22 protein-coding genes and 1 pseudogene are annotated in these 25,391 nt (G+C 49.5%); 13 read left to right on the plus strand and 10 right to left on the minus strand.

Annotated elements, in window-relative coordinates; all coding sequences use genetic code 11:
* The 3 genes from AC1S52_RS02715 to AC1S52_RS02725 all read left to right on the plus strand — a co-directional run bounded on the left by AC1S52_RS02715 (position 1) and on the right by AC1S52_RS02725 (position 4,142).
* A complete protein-coding gene (locus AC1S52_RS02715; protein WP_482027507.1) occupies positions 1-843 on the plus strand; it encodes a PilN domain-containing protein in 843 nt (280 codons plus the stop codon).
* Positions 840-1,706 (plus strand): hypothetical protein, encoded by an 867-nt coding sequence (locus tag AC1S52_RS02720; protein WP_482027508.1) that lies wholly within the window; start codon positions 840-842, stop codon positions 1,704-1,706. Before AC1S52_RS02715 ends, AC1S52_RS02720 begins: the two co-directional genes overlap by 4 nt.
* Positions 1,707-1,895: 189 nt before the next feature.
* Positions 1,896-4,142: a secretin N-terminal domain-containing protein gene (locus AC1S52_RS02725; protein WP_482027509.1), complete on the plus strand. Its 2,247-nt coding sequence runs from the start codon at positions 1,896-1,898 to the stop codon at positions 4,140-4,142.
* A 334-nt stretch (positions 4,143-4,476) separates the two neighbouring features.
* On the opposite strand, the pseudogene AC1S52_RS02730 reads toward AC1S52_RS02725, so the two are convergent.
* Positions 4,477-4,954, minus strand: a pseudogene (locus tag AC1S52_RS02730) (AAC(3)-I family aminoglycoside N-acetyltransferase).
* Between the two features lie 383 nt (positions 4,955-5,337).
* Here AC1S52_RS02730 and AC1S52_RS02735 point away from each other — a divergent pair.
* Both AC1S52_RS02735 and AC1S52_RS02740 read left to right on the plus strand, forming a co-directional pair.
* Positions 5,338-5,568 carry a hypothetical protein gene (locus AC1S52_RS02735; protein ID WP_482027510.1) on the plus strand — a complete coding sequence of 77 codons (231 nt, stop codon included), beginning with the start codon at positions 5,338-5,340 and terminating at the stop codon, positions 5,566-5,568.
* Positions 5,565-6,698 (plus strand): AI-2E family transporter, encoded by a 1,134-nt coding sequence (locus AC1S52_RS02740; protein ID WP_482027511.1) that lies wholly within the window; start codon positions 5,565-5,567, stop codon positions 6,696-6,698. The genes AC1S52_RS02735 and AC1S52_RS02740 overlap by 4 nt, the downstream gene beginning before the upstream one ends.
* A 155-nt stretch (positions 6,699-6,853) precedes the next feature.
* Here the strand turns inward: AC1S52_RS02740 and AC1S52_RS02745 are convergent, their stop codons facing one another.
* The 6 genes from AC1S52_RS02745 to ilvB all read right to left on the minus strand — a co-directional run bounded on the left by AC1S52_RS02745 (position 6,854) and on the right by ilvB (position 12,850).
* Positions 6,854-7,381: a pentapeptide repeat-containing protein gene (locus AC1S52_RS02745; protein ID WP_482027512.1), complete on the minus strand. Its 528-nt coding sequence runs from the start codon at positions 7,379-7,381 to the stop codon at positions 6,854-6,856.
* A gap of 13 nt (positions 7,382-7,394) precedes the next feature.
* A complete protein-coding gene (locus tag AC1S52_RS02750; RefSeq protein ID WP_482027513.1) occupies positions 7,395-7,604 on the minus strand; it encodes a hypothetical protein in 210 nt (69 codons plus the stop codon).
* Between the two features lie 861 nt (positions 7,605-8,465).
* On the minus strand, positions 8,466-9,218 hold the full coding sequence (locus tag AC1S52_RS02755; protein ID WP_482027514.1) for a phycobilisome rod-core linker polypeptide: 753 nt from the start codon (positions 9,216-9,218) through the stop codon (positions 8,466-8,468).
* Between the two features lie 152 nt (positions 9,219-9,370).
* Complete coding sequence (locus AC1S52_RS02760; protein WP_482027515.1) at positions 9,371-9,955, minus strand: hypothetical protein; 585 nt, start codon at positions 9,953-9,955, stop codon at positions 9,371-9,373.
* The gene (locus AC1S52_RS02765) at positions 9,952-10,599 is read right to left on the minus strand and encodes a phycobiliprotein lyase (protein ID WP_482027516.1); all 648 of its coding nucleotides are present in this window, start codon (positions 10,597-10,599) and stop codon (positions 9,952-9,954) included. The genes AC1S52_RS02760 and AC1S52_RS02765 overlap by 4 nt, the downstream gene beginning before the upstream one ends.
* Positions 10,600-11,014: 415 nt before the next feature.
* A complete protein-coding gene (gene ilvB / locus AC1S52_RS02770; protein WP_482027517.1) occupies positions 11,015-12,850 on the minus strand; it encodes a biosynthetic-type acetolactate synthase large subunit in 1,836 nt (611 codons plus the stop codon).
* A gap of 528 nt (positions 12,851-13,378) precedes the next feature.
* Here ilvB and AC1S52_RS02775 point away from each other — a divergent pair.
* Complete coding sequence (locus AC1S52_RS02775) at positions 13,379-14,890, plus strand: glycosyl hydrolase family 57 (protein WP_482027518.1); 1,512 nt, start codon at positions 13,379-13,381, stop codon at positions 14,888-14,890.
* A gap of 360 nt (positions 14,891-15,250) precedes the next feature.
* Positions 15,251-16,444 (plus strand): hypothetical protein, encoded by a 1,194-nt coding sequence (locus tag AC1S52_RS02780; protein WP_482027519.1) that lies wholly within the window; start codon positions 15,251-15,253, stop codon positions 16,442-16,444.
* 6 nt (positions 16,445-16,450) lie between these two features.
* Here the strand turns inward: AC1S52_RS02780 and AC1S52_RS02785 are convergent, their stop codons facing one another.
* Positions 16,451-17,632, minus strand: a complete 1,182-nt coding sequence (locus AC1S52_RS02785; protein ID WP_482027520.1) for a homocysteine biosynthesis protein — start codon at positions 17,630-17,632, stop codon at positions 16,451-16,453.
* A 361-nt stretch (positions 17,633-17,993) separates the two neighbouring features.
* On the opposite strand from AC1S52_RS02785, the gene AC1S52_RS02790 reads away from it, so the two are divergent.
* The gene (locus AC1S52_RS02790) at positions 17,994-18,791 is read left to right on the plus strand and encodes a 3'-5' exonuclease (RefSeq protein WP_482027521.1); all 798 of its coding nucleotides are present in this window, start codon (positions 17,994-17,996) and stop codon (positions 18,789-18,791) included.
* Positions 18,792-18,847: 56 nt separating this feature from the next.
* The gene (locus AC1S52_RS02795; RefSeq protein ID WP_482027522.1) at positions 18,848-19,228 is read left to right on the plus strand and encodes a C6orf136 family protein; all 381 of its coding nucleotides are present in this window, start codon (positions 18,848-18,850) and stop codon (positions 19,226-19,228) included.
* A 161-nt stretch (positions 19,229-19,389) separates the two neighbouring features.
* Here AC1S52_RS02795 and AC1S52_RS02800 read toward each other — a convergent pair whose 3' ends face one another.
* Positions 19,390-19,905, minus strand: coding sequence for a WD40 repeat domain-containing protein (locus AC1S52_RS02800; RefSeq protein ID WP_482027523.1), 516 nt, complete (start codon positions 19,903-19,905; stop codon positions 19,390-19,392).
* Positions 19,878-21,548: a helix-turn-helix domain-containing protein gene (locus AC1S52_RS02805; protein WP_482027524.1), complete on the minus strand. Its 1,671-nt coding sequence runs from the start codon at positions 21,546-21,548 to the stop codon at positions 19,878-19,880. The genes AC1S52_RS02800 and AC1S52_RS02805 overlap by 28 nt, the downstream gene beginning before the upstream one ends.
* A 443-nt stretch (positions 21,549-21,991) precedes the next feature.
* On the opposite strand from AC1S52_RS02805, the gene AC1S52_RS02810 reads away from it, so the two are divergent.
* From AC1S52_RS02810 to AC1S52_RS02825, 4 genes are all read left to right on the plus strand, one after another.
* Entirely contained in the window at positions 21,992-22,825 is an 834-nt protein-coding gene (locus AC1S52_RS02810; RefSeq protein WP_482027525.1) for a peptidoglycan-binding protein, read from the plus strand.
* 59 nt (positions 22,826-22,884) lie between these two features.
* The gene (locus tag AC1S52_RS02815; protein ID WP_482027526.1) at positions 22,885-23,751 is read left to right on the plus strand and encodes a peptidoglycan-binding protein; all 867 of its coding nucleotides are present in this window, start codon (positions 22,885-22,887) and stop codon (positions 23,749-23,751) included.
* A gap of 36 nt (positions 23,752-23,787) precedes the next feature.
* Entirely contained in the window at positions 23,788-24,606 is an 819-nt protein-coding gene (locus AC1S52_RS02820; RefSeq protein WP_482027527.1) for a peptidoglycan recognition protein family protein, read from the plus strand.
* Positions 24,607-24,852: 246 nt separating this feature from the next.
* Positions 24,853-25,335 (plus strand): hypothetical protein, encoded by a 483-nt coding sequence (locus tag AC1S52_RS02825; RefSeq protein ID WP_482027528.1) that lies wholly within the window; start codon positions 24,853-24,855, stop codon positions 25,333-25,335.
* Positions 25,336-25,391 lie beyond the last annotated feature (56 nt).

The raw sequence follows: 25,391 nt of genomic DNA on the forward strand, positions 1-25,391 counted from the left end.
ATGTATAGTCTGGACGTTAATTTTTTGAATGACCGCCCGGAGTATAAGCCGGATAGTGCGGCTGCCCGGGCAAGAGGAGTAAAAGCGGTTCCAAGCGATAGTCGCCAACCCCTGATTTTGGGATTGTTGGCGGCAATCCTTTTGCCATTATTGGCAGGTGGTCTGCTGCTCTTTTTACAGTCCAGAAATGGCGAACTAGAGCAGCAACAGGCAGCTCTGGATACGCAACTGGGGGATATTCAGGCGAAGCAAAAGCAAATTGAGAGTATCCGGACTGAGGTAACCCAGGTCAGGGATGAAACCAATGCGCTGGCAAGCGTATTCAACACGATTAAACCCTGGTCTGCGGTGATGCAAGACTTTCGCGATCGCATTCCGCCTGGAGTGCAAATCCTGCGTGTCAAGCAACAGGCTCCAAACCCCCAGGCACAAGCCCCCGCTCCCAGCCCCAGCCCTGGTGAGCCTGCCCCTCCACCCACTCCCCCCATCATCGGCAAAGTTGAAATCAGTGGGATTGCCAACTCCTTTAATGACGTGAATGACTTTATGTTGGTGCTGCAAAGGTCAGCCTTATTAGATCCAAAGCAGACCCGCCTGGTTTCATCAGAGTTGCAAAAACAGGCTCCCTCACTCAGTAATCTCCAACTCCGGAATGCGCCCACAACCAGTTCGGTGGATTCCAATGCGCTGCCTACGCTTCCCAGGCAGGTCGAGTTTACGGTTGAAACGGCATTTAACGATATCCCGGCATCCGATTTACTGCAAGAGCTAGAGCGGAAGACTGCCGTTGGACTGGTAACCCGAATTGAAGCATTACAGCGCAAGGGGGTGATTCAAAAATGACTATGACCGATGATTTTGCTCCCCCCGATCTGGATACGGCACCGGCTTATCCAGTGGTTTTTGGGATTCCTATGACCCCAACTTTGAGTGGTATTCTCCTGGCTTTATTAGGTTTAGGCGGAGCCGCTTACATTCTGCTCAATCTGGTGCAGCCTGAGTGGCAAAGATACCAGGATTTGGAAGCTCAGGTTGCCCAAAAGCAGGCTCAGATTCAGCAAACGGAGGAAATTAACAAGCAAATTGAGGAAGCCCAGAAGGATCTGGGAGCGGCAAAGCAACAACGACAGGATGTGCTAGCCCTGTTTGCCAACGAGTCCGTACTGGATACCCTGCTGTTGGATATCAACCGCCAAATTGATGCTCGCAACGCGGGATTGCAAAAGCTGAGACAGGATAAGTTGGCAAGTTGTCCTGCCTGGGTTAGAAACAATATTCAACAGATTGAAGAGTCAGCCGGTGATCTGGTTGTTCGATCGCAGTTGCGGCAGTTTACGCCTGACCCCAAGCTATCTGGACCGGTGACTGACGGCTCCTACGGTTCCCTGGTTAACGACAAGCTAAGTCGAGAGGTGATTAATGTCACGGTGGAAGGAAACTTCACCCAAACTCAGTCGATTTTGCGGAGTATTGAACGGCTGCAACCTCTGCTGGTATTGAAAAATGTTGAGTTTGTGGTTGGAGATGGGACACCGGGGAGAGTGGCGACCAGTCGTTTGTATGAAATCCAGGGGAATACAGTTCGCTTTTTAGCGAACTGTCAGCCTGAGCCTAAGATTACAAGCACGTTTCGACTGGAAGCGTTGTTGCCCGCAAGTCAGGCAGGGGCAGCACAGGCGAATTTGACTATAGTGCCAAAGCGATGAGGTAAAGAACTGGTATGTCAGCCCTGGCGCGATCGCTCGTAAACCCTGGTGTGCGTTCTAGTGGTCTGTCAAGCGTTGTTTGATGGGTTCAAAACCCTAGAATAATAGCCCCCTACTTATCCCAGGCTCACAAAATCAAACCTGACAAACGACTAGTTCAAATGATTATTTTTGAGTGAGGAAGGAACCGTGAAACAGTCTCAGGGATTCAGTCGGATTCTGCTTGGTGGAGCAGCCGCACTGGTAGCAATACAGCCCGCCCTTGCGTCACCGTCAGCGCAAATAACGGCTGTTCAACTCAATCCCACCCAGCAAGGAGTGAACGTTTTTTTGCAAACAAAGCCGGGTCAGCGTCCCCATGTGTTTGCAGTCAATCGGAATGATAGCTGGACTGCCGATATTACTGGCACCCAGCTTAGTCTACCGAATGGCAAGAGTTACAGTCAGGAAAACCCGGCACCGGGAATCTCGCGGGTCACGGTCAACCAACTGGATGCCAACAGCGTTCGAGTCACGGCGATCGGTCAAAAGGGGTCACTCATGGGCGAAGTGGTTCGCCCAGACAGCGGTGGGGTGATGCTAAACCTGAGCCGTTCGACCGGGAAACAACCAGCCTCCAGTGTTCCAGCAACGCTGCCCCTGGCTCGTTCAACCCCAGCAGCTTCTACTGCCCCCCCTCGTTCCCAATCCCCATCCCAACCTCAAGTTGCTCAGGCACCCCCCCCGGCTACCCGTCCTGGACCACCCCCGACCCTCAATCTCAATAGCCCCACTCCACCCCTGGTTCCCAATCCAAATATTACGATTCAAGGGGGACCTCCAGGCACTGCTAACCCGGTTACATTGCCTGCCCTGCCACGGGCGGTTCCCCCTCCAACTGGGGATATTGCCGTTTCTCAATTTAATCCAGCAACCAGCAGTGTTGACTTGGGGACAGCCGAGCGAGTACCCCGTCTGGTGTTGCGGGATGCCCCGGCAAGGGAAGTGCTTGCCCTGCTGGCACGCGCTGCTGGACTCAACCTCGCCTATGCCCCACCGAGAGCTATCCCAGGGCAACAGCAGGCACAACCAGCACAACAACCAGGGGCAGGACCCGACGAAGGACCCAGAGTCACCCTCGACATTGAAAATGAATCTGTTCAGGATGTGTTTAACACCATTCTGCAAATTACTGGCTTGGAAGCCAATCGAGTTGCCTCGACGATTTATGTGGGCCCCCGATTGCCGGATGATGCTCGTAACGTGGCAACCCGGACCTTGAGGTTAAACCAGGCAAGTGCAACGGAAGCTGCAAACTACCTTGTTTCTCAGGGTGCAGAATTTCAACTACCCATTACCAGAGTCACGGTGGTGCCTATTGGTACGGCAGGACCAAACCAGGTCTTAACTCGGATTGAAGAACCAGACATCAAACTGATCCGTGCCCAAAGAGGGGATGCACCGCTGACCCTCTCTGGACTGGCAGTGAGTGTAGATGCCCGGTTAAATACGGTCGTTGTCAGTGGTGCCCCCCGCAAGGTTGAAATTGCATCTGCGCTGTTAAGCCAACTAGATGCCCGCCGCCGCCAGGTAACGATGAATGTCAAGGTGATTGATGTCAATTTAAGTAACCTTGAACAGGCTGGTTTTAGCTTCTCCTTTGGCGTAGGTCAAAACCGCTTTATCAACCAGGGTGGCTTGGGGATTATTAACCTGGGTACGTTTATTCCAGGTACAGTCAGTCCCCCCACCCAGGTTGGGGTCTCCCCCATTGGGGCTATTCCTCCAATTCCGTTCTATGACTTTGCCAGTAACTTTTTTGCTCAATTGCAACTTCAAGTCACTTCTGGTAACGCCAAGATTTTGACCGATCCGACATTAGTTGTGCAGGAAGGACAACAGGCAACGGTTAACTTAACCCAGGAAATCATCTCCAATGTGGAGGTTCAAACTACGGGTAGTGGGGACTCTGCCACGGTGACTGTGACGACTCAGAAGGCAAATGCTGGGGTAACGCTCAACGTTCAGGTGGACCGGATTGATGATAATGGCTTTGTTACGTTAGCCGTCAACCCAGTAGTTTCTACCCCAACCGGAAACTTTAACATCAATATTCCCGGTTTTGGTGGTAGTTCTGCCACAACTCAACAAATTACGCTATTGCAGGAGCGATCGCTGGCTTCGGGACGGATCCGCCTGCGGGATGGTCAAACCCTGGTAGCCGCTGGTATTATCCAGGATGCTGACCGGGCAGAGGTGACCAAAATCCCAATTCTGGGAGACATCCCCATCCTGGGTGCATTGTTTAGACGGACGGCGCGAAACAATGAGCGGCGAGAGGTAATCATTGTGTTGACCCCGCGCATTCTGGATGATAGCGATCGCGCGACCTTTGGTTATGACTATACACCGGGTCCAGGGGTGCGTCAGACACTCGATCAAGTGCCACCGCGATAAATTGTTAATTGTTCGTTGGTCGGTGTTGCCGATGCCAGGGATATATTAAGGCTTAAATGAGTTGGAACGAAGTTTCAACTCATTTTGCTGTGGGCGTTGCTGAATCGAGATATGAACCGGAAAATCTGCCCTCACCCTCGCCATCTCCCAAAGGGCGATGGAACAAGATTTCTAGCTCCATCTGGTATTTCAGTAACTCATTAGACTTCTTCGGAAATAAGAAAAGAGATCAATTCTTTACGTAAAGCCGTCAATTCCTACAGTTTTATCGTCTATTCTCATCGCAGGCGGTTTATTTCCGGTAATGTCTATTAATTAAGCGCATTGTCATGCATTATCCATCGCTGACCGCAACAGCAATATCGAAATGAAGCACATCTTCGCGTGTCCCAAGCTTCGTATAGAGTGCAATTGCAGGATCATCCCCGATATCCGCCTGTACGAAAATAACATAAGCTGCTCTTGCTACAGCGATCTCCTTTAATTTTTGGATTAATGCGGTGGCAATGCCCTCGCGTCGATGCGCTGCGGCTACAGCCAGATCGTAAATATAAATTTCACTTCGCTCCTGCTCAAACTTCTGGAGTTCGTAAGCAGCAATACCTCCGACGACTGATTCATTTTTTTAATGCTGCCAGCGCGATGAAATAATCGCTGCTTAGCAGCCGCTTGAGATAGGCATTGCTTGGGCGAGACGAGCTGTAGATATCAACTTCGTCGAAAGCCTCACCGAAAGTAGCCAATAAGTCCTCCATCAGTGCCAGGTCTTTGGCGGAAAGCTGACGAATGCTAATTGGCTCGGAGGATGACATTTTCTACCTCTTAGTTATTAACGCATCGCCTCGAAGGATTGGTGCGTTGTGGCTATCGCCTTTAGTGAAGCCATGCCGCAGGCTTTACACACCCTACAAAATTCGGTTTTGTTAAATTCTCATTCCTAAGCGCATTGTCATGCATTATCATCGCTGACTGCAACAGCAATATCGAAATGAAGGGTAGTGTTCCAGATCTGTTGTTTGCGTTCTGTAGGGGCACTGCAATGCAATGCACTACCAGACACCGACCTCCAGCTCAAATCAGCTCTAGCCCGTTAAAACGAATTCATCCCAGCGGTAGATCTCGCAATTCAGGGATTTGAACGATAACAGGAATACTTTGCAAAGCGGAAACGTGCAGATACATCTGGAGTCAGTTCATGCAGGAAGCCATCGATTCAAATACTTTTTTCACCACTTATCAGACTGATAAAGATATTATTCTTCGATCGGGTTGCAAAGACTATCCCAACTGGCGGGCAATCCATAGCTCCAAGTCTTACAATTGTGCGTACCAATTTGCTCAAACGGCTGCCGCTCAACGGGGTAGTCAATTTTACGATCAAGCCTCCCCTGCCCAGACTAAGCCGCTCGGAACGGAACTGAGATGACAGAACTTTTTGCAGGATCTAATCAATCGATCAAAGCATGGCTACTGCTGCCTGCGATCGCCCTGAATGGTTGGGTGTTAATTCAACTGCTGCATTACTTTGAGCCACTGGTCACTATTTTTATAGTGGCGGCAGTGCTTGCGTTTATCTTGAACTATCCGGTTGAGTTTCTTCAACGGCACAAAGTCAACCGGATCTTTGCCGTTTTTATGGTGCTGCTGCTCAGTCTGGTTGGGTTAGGGGCGCTGGGTATCACTCTGCTGCCTGCCTTACTGGAACAAGTTTCTGGAATTGTAGAGCACATGCCTGACTGGTTGGGGATTGCCAGTCAAAAACTCCAGGTCCTGCAAAATTGGGCATCTGCCCATCGGTTGCCGATTAATTTGAGCCGATTGATTCGTCAATCTACCGAACGGCTGCCAGAAAAGTTAGATGGCTTAGGGGACGAAACGGTTTTGCTGACGCTGAATGCAGTTGGTGGCATCTCTTCGGCATTGTTAACACTGGTTCTAACGCTTTATCTACTGCTGGATGGCAACCGCGTTTGGAATGCTCTTTTTCAATTATTGCCAGCAAACCGACGTGTATCGATTCAGCGATCGCTCCACAACGATTTTCATAGTTACTTTATTGGTCAGGCAACGTTGGGTTTAGTGATGGCTGTGTTGATTTCAGTCGCGCTTTTTGTCCTCAAAGTACCCTACAGCTTGTTGTTAGGCTCCACGATTGGAATCATGACATTGGTTCCTTTTGGAGATACGCTTGGTTTTGGCTTGGCTTCTCTGCTGGTGGCAGCACAGTCGCCTGGATTAGCCCTGACCACCTTAATAGTTTGCATTGTCATTGACCAGGTGGTTGATCAGGCGATCGCCCCTCGCATCTTAGGCGGTTTTACCGGACTTAAGCCAATTTGGGTCATTATTGCTCTGGTGTTGGGCACTAAGCTATTCGGGCTTCCGGGACTGTTGATTGCAGTGCCCGTTGCCAGCTTCATTAATCGATTGTTAGAAGATCCGAGTTTACCTGAAAAGGATGCAAAAGAGGATGCAAAGGTGGAGGAAATAGTTGCCCGTGATTCTGGTAATTCACTCGGAGTCCATGCTGAAATTCCCGCAACGCCCTTAAACTAAAACATTCCTGTAAAGATTCCTGTAAAGGATTTCAGGCTTTTGGCTGCCAATTACTGTAAGCTGTGTGGTTCAGACCTCCGAGGTTTTTAAAAACCTCGGAGATCTTGAGTGGTTTGAAAATAAAGTTCGGGATCTGGGAGGATTGTGGCTAAAAATCAACCTTCGTCAAGAATGGTGCCTTCTAAATTGACCTCTTCTAGATTGGCACCGGTCAAATTTGTGTTCTCCAAGTCGGCATGGCTCATGTCTGTTTTTTCCAAATCGGCATATCCCAGATCAGCTCGACTAAGATCGGCTTCCCTCAAATTAGCTGCCTTTAGATTAGACTCATTCAGATCTGCTCGATTAAGACTTGCCTGGGTTAGTTTTGCGATCGTTAAATCTGCCTGATTGAGGTTTGCATTATCTAAAATCGCTCCTTCCAAATTGGCACCGTCCAGGATCGCTCCACTTAAATTTGCGCCACTTAGATCCGCATTGCTTAGATTGGCTCCATTTAAGTCTGCTTCAATCAAGCTTGCCCGACTCAAGTTAACACCACTCAAATTTGCCCCATCTAAAACAGCTTCATCAAATACAGATTCCTGCAAATTCTCTCCCGATAGGTCAGCCTCACTGAGTTTTACTGCCGTAAAGTCACGATTGCCTGCGGCATATTGCGCCAAAAGTTCACTTGCGTTCATAGTCCTCAAGGGTTTATGGGTTAGTTAAATTAAGGTCGCCTAGCAATAGCTTGATATCTTCGGGGAAGACACGGGCATGGAGAGCTTCACTGCCTTGAATGGGAAATTTAACGTCAAAGCAGTTCTCGTAACATTGGGTCACCATTCCAACTAAACCCTCAGATAGGTGATCACCCAAATCGCGGGTTAAACCCACCAAATCGTTTTTTTGAATTGTTCTCATGATTAAACCTCCGTTCGACTTGATTCAAAGCCAATCCAAAACCAGCTCAGGTGGAATACCGGCAACTGAAGTCGCGGTTTTAACCTTCGGATTGGCTGTGAAAAGTTACTTATTTAATAGAGATTCTGTGAATTTTGCCTGAATTTAAGCTCGAAAAACTCTGGCTAAAGGTTCAGGTTCCGCGATCGCAATGGGTCAGAAGGAGTATTTCTAAAGTTTGCATGGCAACAACTCGATGCAGCGGCTCAAAGGCAAGGATGCTCACGATCCAAGCTAATCGAGCAATACGCGCAGAAGGTAGCATCAGCCCGCAAGACGTTAATCCGGCACAGGGAGGAACCGAACCATTCCGGCGATCGCCCTGACCGCCTGCGCTGGAGAAGCCAGCCAGCAACAAGCTCTGGCAGCGGGATTCCAGTCATACATTACTAAACCCTCTGATCCGGGAACACTAGCCAACGCAATTTCCAGCCTGGTTTCCGAGTCCAACAAAAACAAAGAGCCAAAATTCAATCATTAAGATTCAGATCATTGGTTTCTGAACCCTAACCTTTGAATTCCGGCTCTCTAATATTCAAGAAATTGAATCAGCCATGAAATTGCTTATAGCAATTGCTCAGCTTTTTGAAGTACATTTTTGGTCGTTCTTGGTCATTGGTCATTGGTCGCCCACAAAGGACTAATGACTAATGACTCATAACAAACCACTAGCTTGTATCACATCAGCATGAGAACCGCTGTATCGCAGAGGGTAAGAAAAATGCCTACCCATCATGGTGGTGCTGAATAGCCGTATGAATTGAAAGTCTTCAATTCATCCAACGCTCAATTCATATCCAAAATCAGCAACGCTACCCATCATTAACGCTGGCGATAGGGCACCTTGCGTTCGTAGTCGATGTTGAGGGCAGAAACCCGCTGCGGCACACCGGCTACGGGGCTGATGCTTTGAGCCATGCCAAGGAATTGAGCCGGGTTGCCTGCCTGGGATTTTTGATCTGAGACACTGTAGCGGCGCACAGGCGTTTGCCAGATGTTTTGGGGAAAACCGAGTTTTGCCCGGTAGTACCCGTCATAGCGGGGAGACTTGATGTTGAAAGGCACCTCGCTGGCTCCCGATGCCAGAACCCGACGGCGCTGGTAGGGAACAATATTGTCCCCAAAGGCTTCCAGATACTCGTCGCTACTCAGCAAATCATTGATGAAGCCTGCCCGACCTTTCGTTGCTACCACAATAGACCAGGCAATTTTTTCCCGCTCGCTGTAAACATCACGTCCCAAAATCCGCTGAACGCACTGCTCAACAAAACGGTAGTTGCTGTTAAGGTCATAGAAACTGCGGGTAAAGGTGTTGGACAGGGTCAGCCCCCGGATAAATTCACGCACAGTAATCTGTCCATTGCGAAGCTGGGACTCCAGAATAGGCTCGCGGTCAGCAGCAAATGCATGGAAAAAGATCTGACGGTAAGCCGCATCAATCAAATTGCCGAGATCAGACGGAGATAGCAAGTTATCAGTTGAATAAATCCTGGGCTGTTCATCGCCCGCCACTTCATAGCTAGAAACGCGCACATTCTGACTCAAAGGAGCATACTCAAGCAGGGGGATAGCCACGTTTTAAAAACTCCCTTCTTACGAAACTTTACAAATTTCCCTGATCATAAGGGTAAAGGAGACACGCATCCTCAACACCCTCATGAATTTTTACACTCCTTAATATTCCAGAAAGCCTGAATCTATAGGAGTTACACCTATTTGCTATTACATCACTTTGGCACACTTTCTGCACACTCATGGGGATGGAGAGCCATCGTTTCCCCTCTCCAGAACGCTAACGGATCATAGGTTGGCATGTAGGGTGGGTGGCTGCGTAGGCTTTCTTCTGTTTGTACCCTGGGCGGTTCTAGCCCTAACCCCAAGCAGAGATGGGAGAGGATGGCGGCAAATTTTTGATGGTGACCAGGGCTACCTAAATGGGCATGGGCGTACTCATGGGCAACAAGGCTCAACCAGTGCTCAGGGGCGACCCGCCCCGCATCAATCAGGATTGTGGTGGGTGTCGTTGCAATATTGCAGAGACCATCTAACCTGTAAGCCTGGGCGATTGGTACCGCATAAATAGTAATGCAGCGTCGTTGTTCAAGGTGAAAACATTCATGGCAGGCTAAGAGACTCTGCTGGAGTGCTTCATTCACAGCCCAGATGTGGGTTCCAATCCAGGTACAGATGGTCGTGCGATCGCGCAGGTTATCCATCACATCCACCATCGCCGGATTGGGCAACAGAGTTTGCATCACCCGCAGATATTCAACTCCACGGGTGTAGGAATCGTTGTTGGTAAGATGGATCACCAACCGAAGAGCGACAGAGAGGATTCAGAACCACGCTGTCCAGGTTGAACAGCCGTTTGCACTTGGGCAACCGCTACCTCAACCGCTTTGCCCAAGCCAGATTCAGGTTCGACGAGCGAATCTGTTCCAATCCGGGTTTCCGTGCAGAAGGAAGCCGTACTGAATCCTCCGAATCGCTTCACAGTGCTGCTTCGTAAGCGCAAATCAGGACTGGCAAACCAGAACCGTTCCACCGAACTCATGGTTTCATAGTCGGTGACCAGATTCAGCCCACCATCCTCATCCATATGGTAAAAGCCGACCACCGGCATAATTTCAGCATAGCCTCTATCTCGCAGCAGCCTTCCCTGGCAAGAATTATCTGCATCCGGTACCAGGGCAAACACGGTATTGCCTTCGTGATTTTCACCTTCCTGATCCCAACCCATGGAGCCGCCCCAGTTCACACGACAACCGCCCGCCGCTATCCCTGGGTCAATTTGATGAAACTCACAGAGGGCAATAATTTCTGGATCGTCAGCGACCAGCGCATCTACTCGAATTTCAGAATTGCCCCCTTCCGATCGCTTGAAGGCGAGGTGATGAGTGGTGCGCTGCGATCGCCACCTGCCAGCACTCCGTTGAAAAAACTCCATTGCATCCATCAAACTGACTCCACGCCTTCAGACTAATTTTTGTTACGGGCAGTGTTCCGTAGCTTAAAGAAATTCCATACCCTGGTTAAACGATATGAAACACTTTGATTTTTCATCATAGAGCTTCTTTTACCCGGATGGCTGAACCGTGTCTATCTTCAAATCCATTTAGGCAATACAAAACATCCAGGGAATGGACATTGATCAAGGTCTCGCATAAATAGTAAGGTCGTGCGATCGCCATCACAAAGCCCATTCAACCGTTACAAGGTCTGTTCCCATGTAGAACGGGTTAGAACGGGTAAGCTAAAACTCGCTTCAATCTAGTAGAGCTTAGCGTAAATCTGGCTACCGTTCCTAACACCTAACATCTTTACAAGGGTTGCCAAACTTACGCCGCAGTCTACTAGTCCTATGCCCTAGCTCATAACTTCGTGCCGCACTCTGGGCAAAATCGGTTAGAGGGTGCGTTTTTGGCACCACAGCTACTACAGTTTAAGAGTTCCGCCGCCCGTTCCAGGAGTTTACGTTCGGGTAACCCCACCATTTGAGCATTGCTCTTACCAGGGGGCACCATTGGGTAGCAGTTCTCATTCCGCTTCACCCGGACATCCATGAGAACCGGACCTTTGTGGTTCAACATCTCGGTGATTGCTCCCTTCAGTTCGTCATGGGAACGGACAATCATACCCTTAATGCCAAAAGCATCTGCCAACTTGACGAAATCGGGCATTCCTGGCTGCATATTGGAAGCAGAATAGCGCTCATCGTAGAAGGCTTCTTGCCACTGGCGTACCATACCCTGCCAGCCGTTGTTGATAATCACGGTCTTGACATTGATGCGATACTGCGCCAGAGTTGCCAACTCCTGCAAATTCATCTGGAAACTGGCATCTCCACTGATGCAAATGACTTCTTCATCCGGTATTGCCACCTTGGCACCCATAGCCGCAGGCATTCCATACCCCATCGTGCCCAGACCCGCGCTGGAGATCCAACGACGGGGACCATTTTTAAGGAACTGGGCTGCCCACATCTGGTGCTGACCCACATCCGTGGTGTAGATAGCATTGGGTGCTTGCAGAGTCAGTTCTGTAATCACCTCCTGGGGCGCAATGCTACCGGGATAATGGGGCACCTCTAGCGGATAGTCTTCCTGCCAGCGGGCAATCCGATTTAACCAGGAGCGGTTCCGGTCTGGGTCGCGCCCGTCCCCCTCCTCCTGGCTACGGCGCAACAGATCAAGCAACACCTGTCGCACATCCCCCACAATGGGCACCTCCGGAGCGCGGTTTTTACCCACCTCCGCTGGGTCAATGTCAATATGAATCACCTTAGCGCGGGTGGCAAACTCATCTAGTTTGCCTGTGACCCGGTCATCAAAGCGGGCACCCACTGCAATCAGCAGGTCACACTCGGTAACGGCAAAGTTGGCGTAGGCGGTGCCATGCATCCCTAGCATTCCTACGGCAAGCGGATGCCGTTCATCAAATACGCCCAGTCCCATCAGGGTTGTTGTTACGGGCAGATTGAAGCGTTCTGCCAGTTCCTTCACTTCAGCATGGGCATTGGAGGCGATCGCCCCTCCTCCCACGTATAACAAGGGCTGCTTCGCCTGCCGAATCAGCTTCAAAGCCTGGGCAATTTGACGAGGGTTGCCCTTCACCGTTGGACGGTAACCAGGTAACCTGATTTCACCGGGATCAATGGGTTCATAGTCGAATACGCTTTGTCCCACATCTTTGGGCACATCAATTAACACAGGACCCGGTCGCCCTGTACTGGCGATGTAAAATGCCTCTGCCACGATGCGCGACATGTCCCTGGGATCTCGCACAACGTAGGAATGCTTCACAATCGGCAGGGTAATGCCATAAATATCCGTTTCCTGGAACGCATCACTCCCAATCGCATGGCTGGGAACCTGACCCGTGACAACCACCATCGGAATCGAGTCCATGTGGGCTGTGGCAATGCCCGTCACCAGATTAGTGGCACCAGGACCCGAAGTCCCAAAGCAAACACCGACCTGACCTGTAGCACGGGCGTACCCATCGGCAGCATGAGCCGCTCCCTGTTCGTGCCGTACCAGGATATGTTGGATGCCCCCTTCTACCTCTGCCTTATACAGCTCATCGTAGATAGGCAGAATGGCACCACCTGGATATCCAAAAATATGCTTGACCCCGTGACGCTTAAGGCTATCAATCAATGCATAAGCGCCCGTGACCCGCTTTACAGCCACATGTTGTAGTTGCACAGGGACCTCACCTAAACCTTAGTAATGATGAATCTGTATCGAATGATGCAACAGACTTGAGACTTCAGTCTAGAGCCAAGTTGCGATCCCTGTCGAGTGAATGTTAACTCAGGATCAAGTTGCCACAAGTTTAACTCTGCCGTAGCTTCCAGCCAGTTAAGCCTTTGCTCAAACATGAGTATTTCATGACATGTTACATCGTCAGGACACAGCTTAACATTTAGTTAAATTGAGCAGGGGGAGAGTTGAGAATTGAGAGTTCAGAGCTGAGAATTGAGAAGACTAAATCAACTACTGATCCCTAATGACTAACAGGGTGCGTCCCCAAACAATGCCGTGCCCTATTAACTCTCTCGACTCCCCTTGTCAGAATCCCACAAAAAATTTAACCCCACCTGGCACCTGACACCTCCCCCCTAATTCCGTTCTCTCCCAAACTTCTGATCTATGATGCGGGGGTGGTTCGCCGCAGGTGTGGCGGAGCGACTGTCGAAATAGTCAGCATCTCAGCATTGAAGGTAAAGCCTCATGATTGCAACAGCACCATCTCCGAATCTGCCTGTCCTGGAAGAAATCAAGGCAGGGTTACCAAACATTTGTGGTTGGGAAGCAGAGGTTCAATCAGTGGTTAACCACCAGGAACCGATTTTTCTGCCTCAAACATCTCTGCGCCTGGAGCATATTTCAGCGGGGTTTGCCTGTGCGCTTCACATGCATCAACCCACCATCCCAGCAGGGACAAACGGTGAATTGATTTGCAACCTCCAGCACATGTTTGAGCATTCTGGGGAAGGGGATAACCACAATGCGGGCGTTTTTGCCTGGTGCTACTCGCGCATGGGAGATTTCATTCCTGAACTGGTGGGTAACGGCTGTAATCCGCGTATCATGCTGGACTATTCTGGGAACCTGCTGTGGGGGCTGCGCCAGATGGGTCGAGATGATATTCTCAATAACCTTAAGCGTCTCGCCTGTGATCCTCTCTATCAACCCCATGTGGAATGGTTAGGAACGATGTGGAGCCATGCAGTTGTGCCCTCAACCCCCATTCCCGACATCAAACTGCACATTCAGGCATGGCAGCAGCATTTTGCTGCCCTCTTTGGCTACGAAGCATTGAAACGGGTCAAGGGCTTTTCGCCACCAGAAATGCATATGCCCAACCACCCCGATACTCTTTACGAGTACATCAAGGCATTAAAAGACTGTGGCTATCGCTGGCTGATGGTGCAAGAGCATTCAGTTGAGCGGTTGGACGGTTCCAGTTTGTCCCAGGATCAGAAGTACATTCCCAATCGGCTGGTTGCTTGCAACTCCAAAGGCGAAACAGTCAGAATTACTGCTCTGATTAAAACTCAGGGATCGGATACTAAGTTGGTTGCCCAGATGCAGCCCTATCACGAAGCGAAAGGTCGGGGCAGACAGTCGATTGGAGAGCAATCAGTTCCTGCTTGCGTCACTCAGATTGCCGATGGGGAAAACGGTGGCGTGATGATGAATGAATTTCCCCGTGATTTTCAGCCCGTCTGGCACGCCATTAAAGAAAACGGTCATAGTGCGACAGGCGTGGTTGGTCTGAACGGAACTGAGTATATTGAATTGATTGAAGCGGCGGGGGTTACACCAGAGGATTACCCTGAAATCCAGGCTGTGCAGCAGCATAAGATCTGGCAGCGGGTTGACCCAGGGAATGCTGCGCCGGAAGCCGTGGAGCAAGCGATCGCCGAACTCAAGGCAACGGACCACCAGTTCCACATGGATGGCGCATCCTGGACAAACGATTTGAGTTGGGTCAGGGGCTACGAAAACGTCCTGGGACCCATGAACCAACTCAGTGCAGCCTTTCATCAAAAGTTTGACTCTCTGGTACAGGCAGATCCGTCTGTCACCCAAAGGGAAGACTACCAGCAGGCACTGCTGTACAATCTACTGCTGCAAACTAGCTGCTTCCGCTACTGGGGGCAGGGCACCTGGACAGAGTATGCCCGTGAGCTTTATCGCCGAGGAGAAGCGGTGATGGGGCGATGGAGTATGGGGTAGGAACGAACTCTGAACCACGAACTCCAAGCCACAAACTATTTGCTTACCAGATCCCAATACCCGCCTCATCAACCCTGCTATAACCCTTTCTTCTACTGCCATTTAAACGCTTTTGGGTATGATGGGGGTAATCAGAAACTTGCTGCTTGGCGAGCGCGAATGTTAAGAATGAATTCGGCAAACCAGTCTGTTTTGAACACAGATACTGTTGATTCCGATTTGTCAAAACAGCGTGGGGTTTTCTGCAAATAAATTTGTTTGTAAAAATTCCACGAACTTTTCTGATGGAGATGTCGTTCGCTTGCATTCAGTACAATAAGCTGACTGATGCAATCGCGCATTTAGCCTGAGCTAAAGCCTATGAGTCCCTTGCCTGATCGTTCTTTTCAGCCCCCTGAGTCCCCCTTGTCTAAGCCCATTCCCTCAGATGAGCAACTTTCTGCTACGTCTGATTCCACAAAAGGTGTGCCATTGAGCAACTCTTCTGATGGTGAGTCCCCCAACCCGACTCCGGACAGTGAGGCAGATTCCACCCCACTGGTACCCAAGCGCCCATTGATGCGTCCTGTAAGCCGTCCCCAACCGCCTGCTCAACCGGCAAGTCCGCCGAAGTCTGCGGTATCACCTGTAGCCAGCCAGAAAGCTGAACTCTCTAAACCAGTAGAGCCAGTGGCAACACCCGCTGCCGAACTTTTAGACGAGCAGGCATCTCTGAGGCAGCAGCCAATTCCGCCGCCTAGTGAACCAAAGCAATACCGGGCGATCGGCTTGGTCAGGGGACAGTATTCTCCGTCAGAGGAACAGTTTACTCGTGGAGAGATGAAAACTGCTGACGGTACTGCGATTGAGGCTGTCCTGTTGGGTCGAGTCATGAGCCTGGTGCGCAACCATTTGGATCTGGCAGAAGATCACCTCTGGGTTGTATACCCCCGGACCCGCGAAATGCAGGATAACTTGCATGTGCAAATCGTTGGGGTCTGGGAGCCAGAAAAACTGAGTAAAGGCAAGGAGCAGGATGACGACACTGAATCGGGTGATACCGAATCGAGTGATACCGAATCGGGTGATGCTGATGCTCCTGTCGATACGGCTCAACCTGAAGCTGAAACCTCTGAAGCAGACCTTTCTCCTGGTTATGAGGATGATTACTTCTCAATTCGGGGTGAGGTTGTGTTTTACGCTCCTGATGAGAAGCAGGTCGTGGTCAAGATTCAGCAGGCTGCTCGAAAGAGTTCCAGTAAGGCAAAGGCATTCAAGCTTCAATTAGAAGGGGTTTTACCCAGTTCCAAAACTCTGGGCTATTTCTGGGATTTGCAGGTGAAGCGGATTGGGGCTGTCCTGGTGATTACGGAAGGGACGGCGATCGGTCTGGTTCCACCCAGGAAGAAACCCAAGTCTGAGTTCAGGAAAGACCGGCGACCGTTCAAGCCAAGAGAACACCGTCCGGGTGGTCCTCCCAGTCCCAGGGGAGCGGGTGCTTCTGCGCCTCCCCCCAGTCGGCGTGAACCGCCGCCAAAACCAGTAAAGCGGAGCGATCAGGGGAGTGAGAGTTGATTTAGCTCAGTCGATCGCGATTTGAGATCCCCAGGCATCCTGAGACAGGAATGGTTGGTCTGCCGGAATGGCAGCCACTGGCTCAGTCAACAGAAACTTGCCAGCTTCTATCCATTGCTTGAGCACCTGGGCAACCTGGCGCGATAGATAGATACTGGCAAGGGGTGCCACTCGCACGGTTTTGCCATCAATCACAATTCGTCCTGATTTAAGTTGGGCATAGCTGACCAATCCAAAGGTTGGGCGAACCCGTCGGGGAATGGAAAAGTCTACGATGGGTGCCGCCAGTTCAGAATCCTGAACAGCACACTTCGCCACAACATCCTCATGGAGAACGGGTAAGGGAATGCCAACACCCAGCATCACTGAAGGTCCATAACTTCTGAAGTAGCAGCCCCGCACCCACTGAGCATCCATTTGTTTGGCATCGCCAATCAGGGCAAGGGTCGCCGCAGGTCCGATCGGGGTGCGGTTGGGCAGACGTTTTTGCAGAGGAAAGTGTTGAGTGCCTTCCCAGGCAATGTAACCGATACCGCCACCTAAAAAAATGCGGGTGCCGATGCCGATCAGTTGCAGGTCTGGGTCATTAAACAAGGGCGAAATTGCTCCTGGGTTAGAATAAACCGCATTTCCCAACCGGGGTTGAAGGGGACCCAGGTATGTGAACAGGGGGCGATCGCCACCATTGACCCCGACAATAAAGTTTTGGTAGAGGTTGCGTGGGTTAAACAGGTAAAACTGGTTAATCGTGTCGCGGGTAATTGTAGTTTCAAACGAAGCGCGGGGGTAACAGTCTGTTGCCTGCCCTAACGCCCTCAGGTGCACGGGTTTCCCTGCAATCAGATTCTCAATCACATAGCCGCCGCCCCGTTCCCGCACCTCTTCGCCATCGCTACTTTCTGCGACCTGAGTGGCTCCCAGATACAGGTCTACAGCTCCAAACCCAGAGTATGCCGGAACCCCATCTAGCCAGCACTGGCGAATTTTGATCGGGGGATCGGTATGCCCCAGGTTGATGATCGCCCCCGAGGATTCCATCGGCTCAAAGGTACCAGTGGTGATGACATCGACTTCTTTTGCCGCCTGGGTCACACCCACCTCGGCGACTCGTGCCTTCAGTTCCTCAACCGTCCAGACAATGGCAGATTGACGGTTAATTTTGTGGTTGATGTCGGCAATGGTTCGCATTGAAGCTTAGGGGTAGAGGGAGTAAGGGGGAAAAACAGGGGTGAGAAGGCAAGAGTCAGGAATCAAGGAGCAAAGCTTTTCATGCCTGCTGGGCTTGTGGAATGCAACGCTTTGAAAGAAAACTTTGAGGGAAGCTTTGCAATGGGTTGCTGATAACTACCATGAACTGACTAAAATTTGAAGCATAGGGTAGGGAGTGCGGCGTATGGAGTTAGGTCAGGCTATCCAGATTTCCGTCTGTAGGCATTCGAGCGATCGCGTAATCCATGCAGGGTATTGCGGTATCGTGCGAGAAGCAAGCTATTGACCTCATGCCCTTTACACCCTATACCCAACTCCCTGTTCTATAAAAATCTATAAAGTGCTTTCTACTGATTTACTTTCCCACTACCGCCAGCTTAGCCAGCAAGTTTTGACCGTAGTTGATGTAGAAACGACGGGTCACACCCCCACAACTAGCCGGGTGATTGAGGTTTCCGTTTTGCAGGCGACTCTGGCAGACGGTATCCAATCTCAGCGGAGCCATTTAATCAACCCGAACGTCGAGGTGCCATCCCAAATCACACGATTCACCGGCATTTCTCAATCAATGGTGGACGGAGCAGCCCTTGCAGCCGAGGTCTGGCATCAATATTTGCCACTGCTCAGTACAGGAATTTTGACTGCCCATAATTTGTCGTTTGACTATTCCTTTCTCAGCGCAGAATTTGCTCAGCTAGGGATTGATTTTGCCCGTTCTGCTGAGGAACAGCTTTGTACCGTCATTTTGGCACGGCAAATGTTGCCCGACCTGCCTTCCCGTAGCCTGCCGAACCTGGTCAAACAGTTTGGTTTTGCAGTTGGTCAATCCCATCGGGCAGAAGCAGACACGATCGCCTGCTGGCTCCTGGCAGAACGACTGTTGACCGAGATTTTGAATGAGGCAGATGAGGTGTTGCTGCCTCGCTTTGCAAAACAGTGGTTGTCACTGGCAGAAGCAGCAGCAATCTTGCAGTGTTCCACCAAACGGGTGCGATCGCACCTCAGCAAAGCGGGAATTGAACCACGCCTGGTTGGTCGCTACCAAACACCCCTGTATCGACGAGGCGAGGTTGAGCGCGTCTATTGGGAAGACCGTTCAAGTCCGACCCAACTCTCACTTCTATACCCTGACACCTAACACCTAACACCTAACACCTAGCACCTGACACTTGACACCTGCCCCCTTAACCCTACATGAACATTCTGCAAACTCTCAAGCAAGACTACCAGCGATTCCCCGCCAACCAAACTTACAGCATCTACGCTGAAGATGTTTATTTCAAAGACCCGATGACCGAGTTCCGGGGAATTCGCCGCTACCAGACCATGATCGGTTTCATTCAGACTTTCTTTCTCAACTGCAAGATGGATTTGCACGACATTCAGCAAAACGGTAACACCATCCGCACCGACTGGACCCTAAGCTGGAACACGCCCCTGCCATGGAAACCACCCATTTCCATTAGTGGTTGGAGCGAACTCACCCTCAACGATGAGAGCATGATTGCCTCTCACATTGATTACTGGCACTGTTCTCGCCTGGATGTCCTCAAACAGCACTTTGGACTAAAGTAGGGAATATGTAGATCCGTGAGAGGCGATCGCCCGCCGTCCTGCCACCAGTCAGATTGAACTAAAAGTATCTCCCGATCAATTCACGCTTTGGTACTCCGGACAGAAGGTTGACCATATCATTTGGGGTGGTGTGTGAGTAAAGTCCCGCTCCAGAGAACACTTCACCGAGATTTATCACCAGCAGTTCCCAAAGCTTTCAGAGTCATTCTTTGAGCTTCATTGAGTCCTTCTGTACAGCTAATGTTCATTCCTTCGTAGGGGCGAACAACTCTTATGGTTGATTGGCACGATCGCGTTTTAAGACTCCAACGCTTGATTGTCTCGTCAAAACTGCCGCTAAAAATGGTGGGTATGGCTTGAGGCGAGAGAAGTTCTGGAGAACTTTCATTTATTTGGCTGACATTGACAGACGGAAGATCAGCAGATTGACATGTCAGGCTTGAAATCGGTCCGGTATGTCCCTTTAATACTTGAATGCATTGACCTGTCGTAATGTCCCAGAGTCGAATTGTTTGATCTAATCCACCGCTGATTAGCTGTTTTCCATCCAGGCTGTAGATGACCGTTGCAATTGGTGCCGTATGTCCCTCAAATGTTCGGAGGCATTCACCAGTTTGCACATCCCACAAAAGTTGAAGACAGGTATCGACTACGCCGAAACGACTGGAAGCATCCACTTCAGATAGGAAAAGTCGCGGTCGTGAACCGTGCGCTCTGCATTCTCGCTCAAATTACTCTGCAATTGCCAGAACAAATTCAACAGATTACCCGCCGCATATCCTTCTTTATATAGAGATTTGTTGCGAAGCTTCGTGATCAACCCATTGCATTGGGTTTCCAGGTTTTGCCTGGTTTCAAAGGCTGCTAAAAGCTTGTCTCGAACAGGTTGCAAGACCAATCGAATTTGGGCTTCCCGAATGTAGTCTTTTGTTTGGGCTTTAATCAACGCATATTGGTTAAGGAAACCTAATTCCTGCGCTGAAATAGCATAGTAAAACTGCTTAACCAACTGCTGAGTCATATATTCCATCACAACAGGCTGTTGAGAAAAGCCAATTCCGCTCGACTCAATTAAAGAACGCCCTTGCAGTGATGCCAGCGTTTCTAACAATTCCGATTGGGAAACGGTGGGTACTATATCTGCTTGCAACTCCTCCAGGGTGATCCACTCGCGGGCGATCGCCAACCAGTACATTACCTGTTGCTCCAGGGCTGAAAGGCGGTTGAACTGTTGATCGAGGAGTTCAGAAATATCGCCAAACACCACAGTTCCCTGATTCAGGAAGGCGACGATGTTGCCGCTAAACAGCGATCGAATGGTTACCGCTGCAATCTTCAACGCCAGAGGATTACCACTGTAATGATCAATCAAGTGCCCACAGGCGGCTTCGGATTCGACCAGTCCTTTTTCATGCAGAATTTTCTCACCTGCGGAGGCTTGTAGCCCAGCTAATTGGAGCGATCTCACGGGCAACGTTTCCCCCTCCCGGATCAGGATCTCTCCTGGTTTTTCCCGACTGGTCAAGATCAAACAACTTTGATGCCGCTCATCACTAACACGGGAAATCAACTGTCCATACCCCTCATAGCCCGGACGGTAACACCCCGTCTGCTGACCACTTTGCAAAACTGATTCCAGGTTGTCTAAAACCAATAGACATCGAGATTGACGCATGTATTTGATCAACTCAGAAATTTGACCATCGACGGTCTCCGGTAGCTTCACTTCCTGCTGATTCGACAGCACCAGCATCACATCCGTTAATAGTTCCGGTAAAGCAGGAGCATGGCGCAAACTCCGCCAGATCAGATAGTCAAACCCATCCTGAACCTGTTCCGCCAGCTTCACCGAGAGGGTGGTTTTGCCCATCCCCCCCATGCCCAGGATCGTCACCGTGCGGCATCGATCCTGTTCCACCCATTGCTCTAAAGTTGCCAGTTCAAGGGTGCGGTTGTAGAAAATGGAAACATCGATCGCAGTTCCCCAGTCTTGCTGGGGGGTGGGGTATGGGGTGGGGGGTGGGGGGAAATGATTCTCCCGACTCCCGACGCCTGACTCCCGACTCCCCTCCCTCAGCGCCCGCTTCAGCACAACCTGAAAGTTGCGCCGTGTCACATCCTCTCCCAAAGCATCCGAGAGCAGTTTCCAGAGTCCAGCACCCGTGTCTTTGATGTAACCGAGGGTGTAATCAAACTGTTCGGCAATTTCCTTATAGGACTGCCCCTCCCACGCCTGCCGAAACACAATAGTCTGAACTTTGCTTAACTGCCCCTGCGGCAAAATCTGCTCAATTAACTCCAGTCCTTCTTCAACAATCACGACCCTAAACTCCCAGGTGAATGGTTCGATGCAGTATTAGAACAAGCACCCTGCCTGATTTCCAGTCCTGGTAGAGCAACCACTCAATTCTTCCGGTCAAGCTACCAGTCTCTACAGCCAGAAATTTTCCTTGTACAGATATTCCGCTTCAGAAACCCACTTTCCGGTCGTTTCTTCAGTAATTTTCCTGATCCGTAATTAAATTTATTTAATCAGCCTTCTGGGTAGATTGGCTAACCTTCACCCGACCTTCATCCGACTTTCATCCGACCTTTGCCCGACTGACGAGGGGCGATCGCAGCAGATAGCTTAGACAGAGAATAAATTCCAGCAAGGCAAATCTAGAAATACAAGTTTCTAAAACCGATTAGGAATGCTCTCATGCTGGTGATTCTCAAGTTTCAGTGTTTAGGAAAGTTAGTTGAATTAAGCGGAGATTACTCATGGCAACAGTGGGAGAAATGGTTAGAACTCATTCAAACGGTACGTGCAGTACAGCAACTGTCAGAGGGTTAAGCCTTCAGATCGTCGATGAAATGAATCTGCTAATTCCAAATGTTTTAGTTAGCATTGATGATTTGGATGTGTCAGGTGATAACGCAACTGTTAATCTCTTTATGCAGCCGAAGGCAAAAGAGGCATTGCGGCGTGCGATTCGTAGGCGAGGAAAAACACTGAGACTGAATTCTGCCTATCGTACTGTTGTTCAACAACATCTTCTATTTAGCTGGCAAGGGTCATCCTGTGTTGGTATCGCTGCGAAACCTGGAAAGAGTAACCATGAAGACGGCTTTGCCATTGATACTCCAGACTGGATGGAATGGAGAGGCGCTCTGGAAGCAGAAGGTTGGGAGCATTTTGGTCCTGGTGATGAGGTGCATTTCACCTACGATGACAGCGGAGTTCGAGATGATGTCGGTGACATTGGAGTCAAAGCGTTTCAGATTCTTTGGGATAAGCATAATCCCAATGATCGATTTGACCTGGTAGATGGTCAGTATGGACCTGAAACTGCTGCAAAGCTTGATCGATCGCCCGCCAATGGTTTCTCTAGAGCCAGAATTCTCAAACTCCTTGCTCCACCAATGGATGGGGAAGATGTCCGGAAAGTACAACAGGCTTTGCTGGCTTTAGATCTACTGGAAGCTGATCAGGTAACGGGAATTTACGACGCAGCCACTAAACTTGCGGTTGAAATCTTCCAGAGAAAGGAAGGCTTATCAGTTGATGGGCAAGTAGGACCGCAAACTCGCAAAGCATTAAAGATTCCAGCGTAAGTTGTGCAAACCGCTAACGCAAGTACAGAGACAACACTATTAATGTTGGAGAACTCAATATGGCAATTGAAAGAGTTAAGTTAAAACTCAATGACGGCATCATTGATACACCTCATCTGGTCGATGATGTAGAAATTCTGCAAAAGCACTTAAGAGACTGGGGCGTTTTGCCCAGAGATGCGAAAATTGACGGCTTATTTGGATCTGCTACCCAAGCAGCCGTTGAGCAATTTCAACGAATGCGTCCTGCTGGAAGCCGATTTGTCTCTCAAGGGCTAGAGATGACTGGAGTGGTCGATCAGAACACTTGGGCAGAATTGATGAAGGTTGATCCAGGCGAAATCGTGATGATTGACCCTAAAACTTCTTCTTCCACAGTTATGCCATCTGGTTTTCACAGTGTTAATGAGATCCTAGACATAGCAAAGACCCCTTCAGACATCCGTCCTTTTGCCCTGAGGAATCTGCCCCTGATTCTCAATCAATGCCTCAGTGATGGTGTGACTAACAGGAAGCAAATTGCCTATGTGTTTGCTACTGCCGAACATGAATCCCATTTTGGAAGATTCATGATGGAATTGTCTGATGGCACACAGTACGAAGGTCGCCTAGATCTGGGAAATACTCAACCGGGGGATGGTCCTCGCTTCAAAGGAAGAGGCTTTGTCCAAATCACAGGTCGGTTCAACTATACAGACTGGAGCCGGAAACTCGGTATTGATTTGGTAAGCCGTCCAGAAAAGGCAGCTTCTCCTGATTTCGCCGCCATTATTCTGGTGCGGGGCATGCGGGATGCCAGCTTTACGGGTGTGGGGTTGAACAATTTTATTGGAAACGACTTCATAGAAGCCAGAAGAATCATAAACGGATTGGATCGGGCTCCTCAAATTGCAAAAATTGCTGAGGCTTATCTCCAAGCTCTTTAATCTCAACTAATTCAGCCAAGTAGGAGCCATTTGTTTATGCCATTCACCGCAAAAGTCGTTACAACCGCTGAGTGGGGAGCTAGATCAGCAAGAGCAACTTTCTCAAGAACAGTTCCCCGTTATGTCATTGTTCATCACACGGATAACCAGAATCCTCCTGACGACCCATCTAAAGGCACGATCGAAGGTGCAATTCGATTTGCCAGAAATATTCAAAAGTTTCATATGGATGGCAATGGTTGGTCAGACTCAGGACATAACTTTTTGAACACAACCGGAGGTTTTATTCTGGAGGGTCGGCATGGTTCGCTGGACGCTGTTAAACAAGGGTTTTGTATCGCATCCGCTCATGCAGCCCAAGATCCAGGCAAATTAGCCAACGGAAATCAATCTCCTGGCATTGAAAATGAAGGAAACTTCATGACCTTCCAAATGGGTCAGAAACAATGGGAAAGCCTTGTGGAACTCTGTGCTTCATTGTGTGATTCTTGTAATGTTAATCCAATCAATATCAAAGGGCACAGAGACTTCAGTAATACTGATTGTCCGGGTGACTGGTTGTATAATCAATTACCTCGCTTGAGAAAACAAGTTGCGGATAAGTTAGGTCTAAGATTTGCGGCAGAGGAACTAGAAAACAATTCTCGAGTTGTGGATTTGAAGTTTGGTTCAACAGGTGCAGAAATCATTAAGCTACAGCAACGGTTGCGTGACAAGGGATTTAATCCAGGTGCGATTGATGGTGCCTTTGGTGAGAATACAGAAGTCGCTGTAAAAGCTTTCCAGCGTTCTGTCGGACTCCAGGATGATGGAATCGTGGGAATAAACACTCGCAGTGCATTGGGGCTGAACTAACGGCTTGTTGAAGAGTCGAAGTAAGTTGTATCAGGGGCATTTTGCATACGGTTGGTGTTATTCTGCGCTGACCTTATGCATCGTAACGCACTACTTCCCAGTGACTCAGCTAAGGAAAATGCGCGATCGCTCTTTATCAATTGAGGAGTTGAGAAGTAATCGCCAATCACTCATAGGATGAGTTTAGATCTCACCGATCACATCTCAGGGATAAGGTCTTTGTGATCGATAAGTACGACGAAAATCTTGTTTTCGAGAAGAATTCAAGGAGTTTTTTATAAAAATATTGGAGCTATTGTAGTGGTGAGCGCACAAAAAATTAGATTGTTATGTCTGTTTCTGTTTCTGGTTTTGGGGCAAGTTCTCATATTTCCAAATAGTGCTTATGCACAGAATCAAAGTGGTGATTACTTTAGGGGAACACTTCCATTTTACCCATCTGAGCCAGATTACGTTATTAGCCAATGGCGTGTTATAACTTCTAGCGGTCTTAACTGTCGAAGTGATGCTGGAACAGAATTTGATGTAGTTAAGGTTTTGACATCCGGGAAGACTTTTCAAGTGAAAACATCTGAAGGTAGAGATCAGCATAATAATCCTACCAAATTAGATAGTCGAGGCTTGCCATGGTTTATGGTTACTGACTCTTCTAGATCTTTCATAGGTAAATGTTTTGTCAGAGCAAATAGTAAGTATATTGAACCCATTATCACTGAAACTAATCGTTAGATAGTCTCAGTTGTCTATAGAGGTGAACTAGAGCGATCGCATCCTCTCGATGTAGA

This window comes from Kovacikia sp. CALU 1929, assembly GCF_056784235.1.

Coding starts and splice junctions, on each gene's coding strand:
- AC1S52_RS02715 (WP_482027507.1), top strand. CDS start 1: ATGTATAGTCTGGACGTTAATTTTTTGAATGACCGCCCGGAGTATAAG.
- AC1S52_RS02720 (WP_482027508.1), top strand. CDS start 840: ATGACTATGACCGATGATTTTGCTCCCCCCGATCTGGATACGGCACCG.
- AC1S52_RS02735 (WP_482027510.1), top strand. CDS start 5,338: ATGCAGGAAGCCATCGATTCAAATACTTTTTTCACCACTTATCAGACT.
- AC1S52_RS02740 (WP_482027511.1), top strand. CDS start 5,565: ATGACAGAACTTTTTGCAGGATCTAATCAATCGATCAAAGCATGGCTA.
- AC1S52_RS02745 (WP_482027512.1), bottom strand. CDS start 7,381: ATGAACGCAAGTGAACTTTTGGCGCAATATGCCGCAGGCAATCGTGAC.
- AC1S52_RS02750 (WP_482027513.1), bottom strand. CDS start 7,604: ATGAGAACAATTCAAAAAAACGATTTGGTGGGTTTAACCCGCGATTTG.
- AC1S52_RS02765 (WP_482027516.1), bottom strand. CDS start 10,599: ATGGATGCAATGGAGTTTTTTCAACGGAGTGCTGGCAGGTGGCGATCG.
- AC1S52_RS02775 (WP_482027518.1), top strand. CDS start 13,379: ATGATTGCAACAGCACCATCTCCGAATCTGCCTGTCCTGGAAGAAATC.
- AC1S52_RS02780 (WP_482027519.1), top strand. CDS start 15,251: ATGAGTCCCTTGCCTGATCGTTCTTTTCAGCCCCCTGAGTCCCCCTTG.
- AC1S52_RS02785 (WP_482027520.1), bottom strand. CDS start 17,632: ATGCGAACCATTGCCGACATCAACCACAAAATTAACCGTCAATCTGCC.
- AC1S52_RS02795 (WP_482027522.1), top strand. CDS start 18,848: ATGAACATTCTGCAAACTCTCAAGCAAGACTACCAGCGATTCCCCGCC.
- AC1S52_RS02810 (WP_482027525.1), top strand. CDS start 21,992: ATGGCAACAGTGGGAGAAATGGTTAGAACTCATTCAAACGGTACGTGC.
- AC1S52_RS02815 (WP_482027526.1), top strand. CDS start 22,885: ATGGCAATTGAAAGAGTTAAGTTAAAACTCAATGACGGCATCATTGAT.
- AC1S52_RS02820 (WP_482027527.1), top strand. CDS start 23,788: ATGCCATTCACCGCAAAAGTCGTTACAACCGCTGAGTGGGGAGCTAGA.